Here is a 12,644-nt window from a genome sequence, read left to right as displayed (position 1 = left end):
CCCGGTGCGAGACTGGGCCGTGCTCTCCGACGTAACCCTTGACCTGCCGGTCCGCCCGGTGCTGCCGGCGCTGGTCGCGGCACTCGACGCGGCCGGCGCCGGTGTGCTCGTGGCTCCACCGGGCACCGGCAAGACCACCCTCGCGCCGCTGGCCGTGGCCGACCGGGTGACCGGTCGGGTGGTGATCGCCCAACCCCGCCGGGTGGCGGCCCGTGCCGCTGCCCGGCGCATGGCCGAGCTGCTCGGCGAGCGGGTCGGTGAGCGGGTCGGCTACGCGGTACGCGGCGAGCGCCGGGTCAGCCCGGCCACCCGGATCGAGGTGGTCACCACCGGCCTGCTGGTCCGCCGGCTGCACCACGACCCGGAGCTGCCCGGCACGGGTGCCGTGCTGCTCGACGAGTGCCACGAACGCCAACTCGACGCCGACCTCGCGCTGGCCTTCACAGTGGAGGCGCGCGCCACCCTCCGGCCGGACCTGTGGCTGCTGGCGATGTCGGCGACCCCGGACACCGACCGGTTCGCCGCGCTGCTGGGCGGGCCCACCCCGGCACCTGTGGTGCGGGCCGACTCGGCGTTGCACCCGGTAGAACGGATCTGGGTGCCCCCGGCGCGCCAGATCGCCCCGCCCGGGGCCGGGCCGGTGGACCGGACCCTGCTCGACCACGTGGCCTCCACCGTCCGGCGGGCGCTGCGCGAGCACGACGGCGACGTGCTCGTCTTCCTGCCCGGGGCCGGCGAGATCGCCGCGGTCACCGGCCGGCTGGCCGACCTGCGGGACGCTGTCGCGCTGCTGCCGCTGCACGGTCGTCAACGCGGCGCCGAGCAGGACGCCGCGCTGCGTCGCGGGGACCGACGGCGGGTGGTGCTGGCCACGGCGCTGGCCGAGACCAGTCTGACCGTCCCGGGTGTGCGGATCGTGGTGGACGCCGGGCTGTCCCGGGTGCCCCGGATCGACCTGGCCCGTGGGCTGGGCGCTCTGGTGACCGTGCCGGTCTCCCGCGCCGCCGCCACGCAGCGCGCCGGCCGGGCCGGCCGGGAGGCCCCCGGGTACGTCTACCGCTGCTGGTCGGCGGCGACCCACGAGCGGCTGCCCGCCCGCGCCGAGCCGGAGATCGCCACCGCCGACCTGACCGGCTTCGCGTTGGAGCTGGCCGCCTGGGGCCGACCGGACGGTGTCGGGCTCGCGTTGCCCGACCCGCCGCCGGCCGCCGCGATGACGGTGGCCCGGGACACCCTGGAAACCCTGGGCGCTGTCGACGTCGATGGTCGGATCACGACGCGAGGGCGGTCGATCGCCGCGGCCGGGGCGCACCCACGACTGGCCCGGGCGCTGCTCGACGGCGCCGGCCGGGTCGGCGCCGACCGGGCCGCCGAGGTGGTCGCCCTGCTCGCCGAGGAGGGCGCGGCCGGCCCCGGTGACGATCTGGTCGCCGGTTGGCGTCGGCTGCGCACCGGCGTGGACGCGGGCGCGACCGCCCGTTGGCGCACCGAGGTACGCCGGCTGCGGGCCGCGCTGCCTGCCGACGCCCCGCCGAAGGGCCGCGCCGACGCCATCGGCCGCACCGGCCCGGGTGGACTGAGCGACGATCTCGCCGCCGGGCTGCTCGTCGGTCTGGCGTACCCGGAACGGTTGGCCCGGGTGCGGCGGCCGGGCGGCTCGGCGTACCTGATGACCGGCGGGACCGCCGCGGAGCTGGCCGCCGGCTCGGGGCTGGCCGGGTCCGACTGGCTGGCGGTGGCAGTCGCGGACCGCACGCCCGGCGCGCCGTCGGCCCGCATCCGCCGGGCCTCCCCGGTGGACGAGGCGACGGCCCGGGAGGCGGCCGGTCCGCTGCTGCGCACCGGCCGCGAGGTCGGCTGGTCGGACGGGGACGTGGTGGCCCGGGAGGTGACCCGGCTGGGCGCGATCGAGCTGGTCCAGCGGCGTCTGGAGCGGCCGGACCGGGCGGAGGTGGCCGCCGCGCTGCTGACCGGCCTGCGCCAGGACGGGCTGGGGCTGTTGCCCTGGACGCCGGCGGCTCGGGCGCTGCGCGAGCGGCTCGCGTTCCTCCGGCACCACCTGGGCGAGCCGTGGCCGGAGGTTGGCGACGACTCGTTGCTCGACGCCGCGCCAACCTGGCTGGGCCCGGAGCTGGCCGCCGCGCGACGCCGGAACGACCTGGCGCGGGTGGACGTGACGTCGGCGCTGCGTCGGCTGCTGCCCTGGGCGCAGGCCGCACGCCTCGACGAGCTGGCTCCGGAGCGGATCGAGGTGCCGAGTGGTTCTCGAATCCGGCTGGACTACGGCGACCCCGCCGCGCCGGTGCTTGCCGTGAAGCTCCAGGAGACGTTCGGCTGGCCGGCGGCCCCCCGCATCGCCGACGGTCGGGTGCCGGTGCTGCTGCACCTGCTCTCCCCCGCCGGCCGGCCGGTGGCGGTCACCGCCGACCTGGCGTCGTTCTGGCGTACCGGCTATCCGCAGGTCCGCTCCGAGCTGCGCGGGCGCTATCCCCGGCACCCGTGGCCGGAGGATCCGGGAACGGCCAAACCCACCCGGCACGCCACGCCGCGTCGGCGCTGAGCGGCGGTCTACTCCTCGACGACGTCGGCCACCACGACTGTGACGTTGTCCGGCGCGCCGGCGTGCAGGGCCAGGTCGATCAGCTTGGCGGCGCAGGCGTCCCGGTCCGGATAGCCGCTGAGCACCTCGGTGAGGGTGTCGGGGCGAACCACGTTGGAGAGGCCGTCGCTGCACAGCAGCCACCGGTCGCCGGCCCGGGGCACCATCGTCGCGTACGACGGGGAGACCTCGTCACCCTGCAACGCCTGGGTGACCACGGCCCGGCGCGGGTGGCTGCTGGCCTGGTCGGCGGTGATCACGCCCTGGTCCACAAGCATCTGGACGAAGGTGTCGTCCCGGGTGACCTGCTTGAGCACGCCCTCGCGGAACAGGTAGGCCCGGGAGTCGCCGACGTGCGCGAGCGCCAGACAGCTGCCGGTGCGGGCGAAGAGCAGGGCGGTCAGCGTGGTCCCCATCCCCTGGCGCTCGGGATCCTCGGCGACCGCCTGTCGGATCCGGGAGGTGGCCAGCGCGATGCCGCCCTCGAGTGCGGCCACCAGGGCGTCCTCGGGTGTCTCCAGGTCCAGCGGGGCGACCGCGTCGATGGTGAGGGCGCTGGCCAGGTCGCCGGCGGCCATTCCGCCCATGCCGTCGGCGACGGCGACGAGCCAGGTGCCGGCGTGTAGAGCGTCCTGGTTTCCGCTGCGGATCAGCCCACGGTCGCTCGTTCCCACGGAACGCAGCTTCAGGGTCATGGGTGGCAGCCTGCCAGGCGAAGGGCGCAGTTGTCTCTAGGAGATCAGGACGACGGCGCGTGGCGCGGCCAATCTCACGTCCGGGAGGCGGCGCGTCGGGGGTGCCGCTCGGGCTGGCCGCCCACGTCGGATGCTGAAACCCATCCAACCAGATCAATTGACAGGGCGTGCTGGCACTGGAAACATCGAGCAGACACCTGGGAGCGCTCCCAGCGTCTTCCCAGCTCCGTGCCACCACCACTGTCCCACTTCCCGTCCCGGAAGGACTCCCGTGACGCCATCCCGACGCCGCCTCCTGCTGGCTGCGGCGACCACCCTGGCCCTCACCGGCGCGGGCGCCGGCGCGGCCCACGCCGACCCACCACCGGACGCCCCCGAGCAGATCGACAACGGCGACTTCAGCGAGGGCGTGAGCCCCTGGTTCTCCTTCGGCACCGGCGCGCTGGCGGTCACGGACGGCCAGCTCTGCACCACTGTCGCGGGCGGGCTGGCCAACCCGTGGGACGCTGGCATCGGCCAGGACGGCGTGCCGCTGATCGCCGGCGCCGAATACACCCTCGGCTTCGCGGTCTCCGCCACTCCCGGCACCGCGGTCAAGGCCGTGCTGCAACTCGGCAGCGCCCCGTACACCACGTACGCGGCAGTGGACGCCACCGCCACCGGCACCCCCCAGCGGGTCGAGCAGACCTTCACCGTCCCGGACGACAACCCCAACGCTCAACTGATCTTCCAGGTCGGTGGCGCCGCCCAGGCGCAGACCATCTGCCTGGACGACGTCTCGCTGCGCGGCGGCGAGCCGCCCGAGCCGTACGTGCCGGACACCGGGCCACGAGTGCGCGTCAACCAGGTCGGCTACCTGCCCGGTGGCCCGAAGAACGCCACTGTCGTCACCGAGGCCACCGCAGCGCTGCCCTGGCAGCTGCGCAACGCCACCGGAACCGTCGTGGCCAGTGGCACCACCACCGCTCGCGGCGTCGACGCCGCCTCCGGGCAGAACGTGCAGACTGTCGACTTCTCCAGCTACCGCACCCCCGGCACCGGGCTCACGCTCACCGTCGACGGTGAGACCAGCCACCCGTTCGACATCTCCGGCGCCCTCTACGACCAGCTGCGCTCCGACTCGTTGCAGTTCTTCTACGCCCAACGCAGCGGCATCGCCATCGACGGTGACCTGATCGGCGACGAGTACGCCCGGCCCGCCGGCCACCTCGGCGTCGCACCCAACCAGGGCGACACCAACGTGCCCTGCCAGCCGGGTGTCTGCGACTACTCCCTGGACGTGCGCGGCGGCTGGTACGACGCCGGCGACCACGGCAAGTACGTGGTCAACGGCGGCATCGCCACCTACCAGTTGTTGAACACCTTCGAGCGGACCAAGACGGCGGCCACCGCCAACGGCGGCGCCGAACTCGCCGACAGCACGCTGCGGGTGCCCGAGCGCGGCAACGCCGTGCCGGACATCCTCGACGAGGCCCGCTGGGAGCTGGAGTTCCTGCTGCGCATGCAGGTGCCCGCCGGCAAGCCGCTCGCCGGCATGGTCCACCACAAGATCCACGATCAGAACTGGACCGGGCTGCCGCTGTCCCCGCAGGACGACCCGCAGCCTCGCGAGCTGCACCCGCCGTCGACAGCGGCCACCCTCAACATGGCCGCCACCGCGGCCCAGTGCGCCCGACTCTTCGCCCCCTACGACGCGGCGTTCGCGACCCGCTGCGGCACTGCCGCGAAGACGGCCTACGCCGCGGCCAAGGCCCACCCGGCGGTGTACGCCAGCCCGACCGACGGCACCGGCGGCGGCGCGTACGACGACAGCAACGTCACCGACGAGTTCTACTGGGCGGCGGCCGAGCTGTACCTGACCACCGGGGCGCAGAACTACCTGGCCGACCTGACCGCCTCACCGCACCACACCGGGAACGTGTTCGACGCCCGGGGCTTCGGCTGGCAGAGCGTGGCCGCGCTGGGCCGCCTCGACCTGGCCACCGTGCCGAACGGACTGCCCGCCGCCGATCTGGCCCGGGTCCGCGCCTCGGTCACCGCCGCCGCCGACACGTACCTCGCCGAGCTGCGCCGGCAGGCGTACGGGCTGCCGATGCCCGGAGACGCCAACAGCTACTTCTGGGGCGGCAACAGCAACGTCATCAACAACGCGGTGGTGCTGGCCACGGCCTTCGACCTGACCCGCAACGTCGCCTACCGGGACGGCGCCGTGCAGGCGATGGACTACATCCTCGGTCGCAACGCCCTGAACATCTCCTATGTCACCGGGTGGGGAGAGCACGCCGCGGAGAACCAGCACAGCCGGATCTTCGGCCACCAGCTCGACCCGAGCCTTCCCCGACCGCCCGCCGGCTCGCTCGCCGGTGGCCCGAACGCGGCCCTGCAGGACCCGTTCGTGGCACAGTTGCTGGCCGGCTGCGAGCCGATGTTCTGCTACGTCGACGACATCAACTCGTACTCGACGAACGAGGTGGCGATCAACTGGAACTCGGCGCTGACCTGGATCGCCTCGTTCCTGGCCGACCAGGGTGACGCCGGCGCGGTGCCGGCCACCACCTGCACGGCGCGCTACACCAACTACGGCGCCTGGCAGGGCGGCACCGGGTTCACCGGGCAGCTGACCATCCAGAACACGGGCACCACCGCCGTCAACGGCTGGAGCGTGCGGTTCGCGTTCACCGGTGACCAGCGGGTACGCGAGGCGTGGCTGGCGAAGGTCACTCAGTCCGGCGCGACGGTGACCGCGCGCAACGAGTCGCACAACGCCAAGATCGCACCGGGTGGCTCAGTGATGTTCGGCTTCAACGCGACGACCACCGGGGGCGCCAACCCGGGCCCCGGCCTGGTGACCGTCAACGGGGCGGCCTGCTCGCTGACCTGACCGACGTCCTGGTGGCCGCCCGGGGAAGGGCGGCCACCAGGACCGCACGTCTCGCGCGGCCGGCGGGTCAACCGCCGGCCGCGTTGTGCTCGGCCACCAGGCTCGGGAGTTCGTCGAGCGAGTCGATCCGGAACAGGCACCGCTCGGCCACCGTGGAGGCGTCGAGGATGTGCCCCCACGGACCGCGTCGGATCAGGCACGTCTTCATGCCCGCCTCCAGGGCCGGGCGCACGTCGTTGTCGGGCCGGTCGCCGACGTACAGGATCGACGACGCGACACCACCGCCCGCAGCGACGACCCGCTCGAAGAACACCGGTGACGGCTTCGCCACACCCCACCCGTGCGACGTGCCGATCACGTCCACCGGAAGCTCGAGATCGCGCAGTGTCGCCTCCGCGTGAGCCGGCTGGTTACCGGCCAGGCCTACGAACAGGCCCTGGTCCTTCAAGGACTTCAGGCATCCCCGCGCGTCCGGGTAGAGATCCTCCTCGGCGAACGACTCCGGCTGGCCGGCCGCCGCCCGACGCTCCAGCTCGATGGCGAGATCGAAGTCGGGCCGGAAGACCCGGAACGTCTCCTGATAGTCCAGACCCCGGGCGATCACCGCACCGAAGACCGCCGAGAAGGTGTGCCGGGGCACATCGAGCCAGTCGGCCCAGGCAGCGAACTCGTGGGACTCGTCGAGAATCGTCCCACCCACATCGAAGATGACAGTGTCAATCATGTCCGTCCCCCGTCGACGCTCAGATCGTCGGTGAAGCATAGGCGGGGGTACGCGCAGCCGGCGGGCTTGGATGATCACTTGGGAATCACCGGCACGCGGCAAAACCGGTGGATCGGACGCGCCGAGTGGGCCATGGTGACGCCATGGATGGCAGCGGTCTGGTTGACGATGATCTGGCGGGCGGTGGATCGACTGGTGGTGATCTGGCCGGTGATGATCTGACCGGCGCGGAGTGTCGGGTGTGGGCGGCCATGCCGGCCGGGTCCCGCAGCGCACTGTCCGGGCTTTCCGGCGCGGACCTGCGCAGTCTGCTGTTGAGCGTGGCCCGCGACCGCGCGGCGACAGCGCGCCCGTCCGAAGTGGTACGACGGTGGCGCGAGGACCGCTTCGTCCGCCCGGCCCGCGCCGACCCGCGCGCGCTCGCGCGGGTGGAGGCCCGGATGTGGCAACTGCTGCCCGCCGACGTCGCCGGGGTGGAACTGTCGCCGGTCGTACCGGTCGGCGCCTGCTCGGCTGTCGCACCGGTCAGCCAGAACAGGATCGTCACCACGATGCGCGCCAGCGAGGTGCTGAGCGATCCCACGAACGCCCTCGCCATCGAGGCGGCCGTACGTCGCCGTCGACAGAGCGAGGTGCACCTGGCCGCCGCCCACCGGGTGTTGCGGGCGCAGGATTTCGGCAGCGCAGCGTCGGCGCACTTCCGGCTCTTCGCCCTGGTGTCCAGCGCCCGGGACACCGGCTCGGGCGACACGCAGGCCCGGCTGCTGGTCCGGCACCTCACCTACTGGCAGACCGTCCTCGCCGAACTGGCACCGGCCGCCGCGCCTCACCTGCACGTCACCACGTTCGACAACGAGATCGTCCGGGAGCGGCTGGCCGACACGGTCCGACCGGCAGTCGACGCCGGTGTGGTGCCGCTCGTGGACGAACCGGAGCGGTCTCGCGGTCGCGGCTACTACACGGGCTGCGCCCTGCGGATCACCGTCCTGAACGGCAGCCTGGAGATCGGCGACGGTGGCCTCACCGACTGGACCGCCCGGCTGAGCGGTGACGCGAAGGAACGCTGCCTCGTCTCCTGCCTCGCCACCGAACGTCTCGTCGACGTCATCAGCCGCTGAACCCGGCCTGACGACGACCGCCCCGCCCACCGTGCCCGACCCGGCCGACGGCGAACGATCAGCCGATCTCCTCGTCGACGAAGCACCAGCGCCAGGCCTCGCCCGGCTGCGCCGAGCGGATCACCGGGTGGCCGGTGGACGCGAAGTGCTTGCTCGCGTGCTGGTTCGGCGACGAGTCACAGCAGCCGACCTGCCCGCAGCTCAGGCAGGTGCGCAGGTGCACCCAGTAGGTGTCGCCGATGGCGACGCAGTCCGCGCACTCGTCGGGGGTACGCGGCTCGGCGGCACCGGCCTCGGTCAGGTGCTGACAGCTCACTTCTCAACCTCTCGCAGCAACGACTCTTCCAGGTCCAGGTCACGGTAGGCCTGCACCAACACTTCCTCAGGAATCCGACCGGAGTCCCGGGCCGCCCGGAACACGTCCCGCTCGGCGTCGATCATCTCCTGCCGCAGCCGACCGTACGCCTGCGACGGGGTCTCCCGCTCGTTGCCGCCGAGTCGTTCCCACGCCATGTTGGTGCGGTCCGCCACCGCTCGGCGTAGCCGGTCCACCACCGCATCCGGTGCGCCGTCGGCCAACTCGTCGAGGCGGTCCTGAGCGGCCTTGCTGGCCTGCTGCTGCACGGCGGCCGCGGAGAGCGCGTCCTGCACCGCGTCGTCCGGTGGCAGCTTCAACCGGCGGGCGACCAGCGGCAGGGTGGCACCCTGGCCGACCAGGGTGAAAACGATCACGGCGAAGGCCAGCCAGATCAACAACGCCCTGGGGTACGGCTTGTCGTCGGCCAGGGTCAGCGGCAGGGCCAGCGCGGCGGCCAGGGTCACCACGCCCCGCATGCCGGCCCAGCCGATGATGATCGGGAACTTCGGTGACGGCCGGGCGTCACGGCGGCGCACCCGGGGGACCAACCGGGCCAGGTACGTGGCTGGGAAGAGCCAGACGAACCGGGTCAGGAAGACGGTGGCGAGCACCGCGAAGGTGATCAGGATGAGCGAGCCGATCGGCTCGTCGAGGTCGTGCAACACCTCCCGCAGTTGCAGCCCGACCAGGAGGAAGACCAGGCCCTCCAGCAGGAAACGGACCAGCCGCCAGAACGCGCCGATCTGCAACCGGGACGCCGCCGACAGCAGCTGGGGCAGCTTGTGCCCGAGCACCAGGCCGGTGACGACCACGGCGACCACACCGGAGGCGTGCAGGTGTTCGGCGGTGAACACCACAGCGAACGGGATGATCAACGACAGCGCGTTGTCCAGCAGCGGGTCGGTGATCCGCCGATGCAGGAAGCCGAACACCAGTGCCCCGAGCGCCCCGATCAGGATGCCGCCGCCGGTGGACCGCAGCACCTCGATGGCGATCTTGTCGGCGCCGACGGCCGAGCCGACGGTGGCCATCGTCGCGACCCGCAGCAGCACGAGGGCTGTCGCGTCGTTGACCAGGCTCTCGCCCTCCAGAATGGTGACGACCCGGCGGGGCAGCCCGACCCGACGGGCGACGGCCGTGGCGGCCACGGCGTCCGGTGGGGCGACCACCGCGCCGAGGGCGAGGCAGATCGCGAGCGGCAGCTGCGGCAACAGCAGGTGCAGCACCAACCCGACCACGAACGCGGTGAACAACACCAGGCCGACCGCGAGCAGCAGGATCGGCCGGATGTTGTTCTTGAACGCCGGCACCGAGGTCTCCAGCGCGGCCACGTAGAGCAGCGGCGGCAGGATGCCGACCAGCACTAACTCCGGCTCGAGGTGCACCTGCGGGAAGCCCGGCACGAACGAGAGCGCCAGGCCGAGGACGACCAGCACGATCGGCGCGAGCAGGCCGAGCCGGCGGGCCAACGCGGCGCCCAGGGTGGCGATCGCCAGGAAGACGACGACCGGAAACAGGCTTTCCATGGGGTACGAGCCTAGGGGTACCCCGGTTCCGGCCTCGATCAGCCGCCCGGGCGCAACTTCGGCAGCACCTCCGCGCCGAACGCGTCGATGAAGCCGCGCTGCTCCTGCCCGACGTGGTGCAGGGCGATCTGGTCGAAGCCGAGCTGCGCGTACTCCTCCAGCCAGCCGACGTGCCGACCCAGGTCGGCCGACACGTTCACCACCTCGGCGACCCGCTGCGCCGGCACGTCGGCGGAGACCACGTCGAAGTGTTCGACGGTCTCCAGGTCCCAGCAGACCGGCGGGGCGAAGACGTTGCTGCGCCACTGGTCGTACGCGAGCGCCTCGGCCTGGGCCTGCTCGGGCGCCCAGGAGACGTGCACCTGGAGGTGGAGCGGCCCCCGCCCACCCGCGTCCCGGTACGCGTCGATCATCTCGCGCAGGTGCTCCACCGGGGCGTTCACGGTGATCAGCCCGTCCGCCCATTCGGCGCACCAGCGCGCGGTGGCCACGCTGACGGCGGCGCCGACCAGCGCGGGCGGCTGCTCGGGGCGGGTCCACAGCTTGGCGCGGTCCACCCGGACCAGGCCGTCGTGGCTGACCTCCTCGCCGGCCAGCAGGGCCCGGATCACGTCGACGCACTCCCGCAGCCGGGCGGCGCGCACGTCCTTGCGGGGCCACGGGTCACCGGTGATGTGCTCGTTGCTGGCCTCGCCGGTGCCCAGGGCCGCCCAGAACCGGCCCGGGTACATAGCGCCGAGGGTGCCGATGGCCTGCGCGATGATCGCCGGGTGGTACCGCTGGCCGGGCGCGTTGACCACGCCGAACGGCATGCCGGTGGCCTGCAACGCCGAGCCCAGCCAGGACCAGGCGAAGCCGGACTCGCCCTGCCGGGCGCTCCACGGGGAGAAGTGGTCGGAGCACATGGCGGCGTCGAAGCCCGCCCGCTCGGCGTGCATCACCGCCTCCAACAGGGCGCGTGGACCGATCTGCTCATGCGAGGCGTGAAAGCCGAACGACGTCATGGGCACACCTCCTACCCACGTCCGCGTCGCCTGATGCGTGCCCTATTCCGCGTGTGCCCCCGCGCCGGCCGAGGCGGCGCCCTCGCCCACCCAGACCGTCTTGGTGTTGCAGAACTCCCGCATGCCCAGCGCCGACAGCTCCCGCCCGTACCCGGAGTTCTTCACACCGCCGAACGGCAACTCGGGGTACGAGGTGGTCATCCCGTTGATGAAGACGTTGCCGGCGTCCAGGTCGGTGGCGAAGCGCTCCTGCTCGGCCGGGTCCCGGGTCCAGGCGTTCGAGCCGAGTCCGAAGCTGGTGCCGTTGGCGACCTCGATCGCCTCCTCGTACGAGGAGACCCGGAACAGGCCGGCGACCGGGCCGAAGACCTCCTCGGACCACATCCGCATCTGCGGGGTGAGGTCGGTGACCACTGTCGGCGGGTAGAACCAGCCGTCGCCGTTCGGCCGCTCGCCGCCGCAGAGCACCGTCGCCCCGTTGTCGACCGCGTCGCTGACCTGGGCGTGCACCTCGTCGCGGCCACGCTCGCTGGCCAGCGGCCCGACGTCGGTGTTCGGGTCCATCGGGTCGCCGACGCGCAGCGCGGCCATGTTGGCGGCGAACTTCTCGGCGAAGGCGTCGAACACGTCGGTGTGCACGATGAACCGCTTCGCGGCGATGCAGGACTGGCCGTTGTTCTGGCAGCGGGCGGTGGTGGCGACCTCGGCGGCCCGGTCCACGTCGGCCGAGGGCATCACCACGAAGGGGTCGCTGCCGCCGAGTTCGAGGACGGTCTTCTTCAGCTCCCGTCCGGCGATCTGCGCGATGGACCGGCCGGCGGGCTCGCTGCCGGTGAGCGTCGCGGCGCGTACCCGCGGGTCGCTGAGGATGTGGTCGACGGCCTCCGAGTCGACCAGCACTGTGGTGAAGGCTCCCTCGGGAAAGCCTGCTCGCCGGAACACGTCCTCCAGCAGCAGCGCGGTCTGCGGCACGTTCGAGGCGTGCTTGAGCAGGCCGGTGTTGCCGGCCATCAGCGCCGGGGCGGCGAAGCGCATCACCTGCCAGAGCGGGAAGTTCCACGGCATCACCGCGAGCACCACGCCGATCGGCTGGTAGCGGATGAATGCCCGGGTGGCCTTCACGGCGTCGGCGTCGGCGGGCTCGTCGGCGAGGAACGCGGGGGCCTTGTCGGCGTAGAAGCGGGCGGCGGTGGCGCACTTGGTCACCTCGGCCTGCGCCGCGACGTACGTCTTGCCCATCTCCGTGGTCATGATCCGGGCGATCTCGTCGCGCTCGGCGTCCAGCAGGTCGGCTGCGGCGTTCATCCACTGGGCGCGCTGGTCGACTGTCGTCGCCCGCAGCTGGTGGAACGCGAGGTCGGTGCGCTCGATGGCGTCGTCGAGTTGCTCGGTGGACATCGCCTCGTAGGTCTTGAGCACCTGTCCGGTGGCGGGGTTGGTGGTGGCGATGTGGGGCATTCCGTCCTCCTGTGTCACTCGAACAACGAGTGTCGTACGCCCGGCTCCTCGCGGCGGCGGGCGGCGCGGCGGCGCTGGATCACGACCAGGTCGACCACGGCGACCGCGGCGAAGATCGCGCAGAGTACGCCGAGCCAGGCGATGCCGGCCCAGAACGCCAGCACCGCGAAGAGCACCATGATCACCAACCCGAAGCTGGCGAGCGTGAGCCGAAGGTTCAACGCGCTGTTCGCATGGCCGACCGTGCCGCGGGCGCGCCGGGGCTGCGATCTCGTCATGCT

The 12,644-nt window shown here is 72.6% G+C and carries 10 protein-coding genes; 3 read left to right on the top strand and 7 right to left on the bottom strand.

Annotated features, from left to right (window positions below; all coding sequences use genetic code 11):
* Positions 1–19 precede the first annotated feature (19 nt).
* Positions 20–2,560, top strand: coding sequence for an ATP-dependent helicase HrpB (gene hrpB, locus ACGF3C_RS12735; RefSeq protein ID WP_393221538.1), 2,541 nt, complete (start codon positions 20–22; stop codon positions 2,558–2,560).
* An 8-nt stretch (positions 2,561–2,568) separates the two neighbouring features.
* Here hrpB and ACGF3C_RS12730 read toward each other — a convergent pair whose 3' ends face one another.
* The gene (locus ACGF3C_RS12730; protein ID WP_357207008.1) at positions 2,569–3,294 is read right to left on the bottom strand and encodes a protein phosphatase 2C domain-containing protein; all 726 of its coding nucleotides are present in this window, start codon (positions 3,292–3,294) and stop codon (positions 2,569–2,571) included.
* A 271-nt stretch (positions 3,295–3,565) separates the two neighbouring features.
* Here ACGF3C_RS12730 and ACGF3C_RS12725 point away from each other — a divergent pair, with 271 nt between their 5' ends.
* Entirely contained in the window at positions 3,566–6,175 is a 2,610-nt protein-coding gene (locus ACGF3C_RS12725; protein ID WP_393221535.1) for a glycoside hydrolase family 9 protein, read from the top strand.
* A gap of 67 nt (positions 6,176–6,242) precedes the next feature.
* On the opposite strand, the gene ACGF3C_RS12720 is transcribed toward ACGF3C_RS12725, so the two are convergent.
* Complete coding sequence (locus tag ACGF3C_RS12720) at positions 6,243–6,899, bottom strand: HAD family hydrolase (protein ID WP_357231763.1); 657 nt, start codon at positions 6,897–6,899, stop codon at positions 6,243–6,245.
* A 143-nt stretch (positions 6,900–7,042) separates the two neighbouring features.
* Here ACGF3C_RS12720 and ACGF3C_RS12715 point away from each other — a divergent pair, with 143 nt between their 5' ends.
* Positions 7,043–8,017 (top strand): hypothetical protein, encoded by a 975-nt coding sequence (locus ACGF3C_RS12715; RefSeq protein WP_393221531.1) that lies wholly within the window; start codon positions 7,043–7,045, stop codon positions 8,015–8,017.
* Positions 8,018–8,075: 58 nt separating this feature from the next.
* Here ACGF3C_RS12715 and ACGF3C_RS12710 read toward each other — a convergent pair whose 3' ends face one another.
* From ACGF3C_RS12710 to ACGF3C_RS12690, 5 genes are read right to left on the bottom strand one after another with little or no spacing between them, the layout of a single operon-like run.
* Positions 8,076–8,333: a UBP-type zinc finger domain-containing protein gene (locus tag ACGF3C_RS12710; protein ID WP_091401591.1), complete on the bottom strand. Its 258-nt coding sequence runs from the start codon at positions 8,331–8,333 to the stop codon at positions 8,076–8,078.
* The gene (locus ACGF3C_RS12705; protein ID WP_393221529.1) at positions 8,330–9,901 is read right to left on the bottom strand and encodes a Na+/H+ antiporter; all 1,572 of its coding nucleotides are present in this window, start codon (positions 9,899–9,901) and stop codon (positions 8,330–8,332) included. The genes ACGF3C_RS12710 and ACGF3C_RS12705 overlap by 4 nt, the downstream gene beginning before the upstream one ends.
* A gap of 38 nt (positions 9,902–9,939) precedes the next feature.
* The gene (locus ACGF3C_RS12700; RefSeq protein WP_357230708.1) at positions 9,940–10,905 is read right to left on the bottom strand and encodes a TIGR03885 family FMN-dependent LLM class oxidoreductase; all 966 of its coding nucleotides are present in this window, start codon (positions 10,903–10,905) and stop codon (positions 9,940–9,942) included.
* Between the two features lie 42 nt (positions 10,906–10,947).
* On the bottom strand, positions 10,948–12,363 hold the full coding sequence (locus tag ACGF3C_RS12695) for an NADP-dependent succinic semialdehyde dehydrogenase (protein WP_357230711.1): 1,416 nt from the start codon (positions 12,361–12,363) through the stop codon (positions 10,948–10,950).
* A gap of 14 nt (positions 12,364–12,377) precedes the next feature.
* Positions 12,378–12,641: a DUF6343 family protein gene (locus ACGF3C_RS12690; RefSeq protein WP_393221524.1), complete on the bottom strand. Its 264-nt coding sequence runs from the start codon at positions 12,639–12,641 to the stop codon at positions 12,378–12,380.
* Positions 12,642–12,644: the final 3 nt, after the last annotated feature.

It is taken from the genome of Micromonospora sp. NPDC047762, assembly GCF_043204655.1.
Lineage (GTDB): Bacteria > Actinomycetota > Actinomycetes > Mycobacteriales > Micromonosporaceae > Micromonospora.
This window is presented reverse-complemented; position numbering and strand designations above follow the sequence as displayed.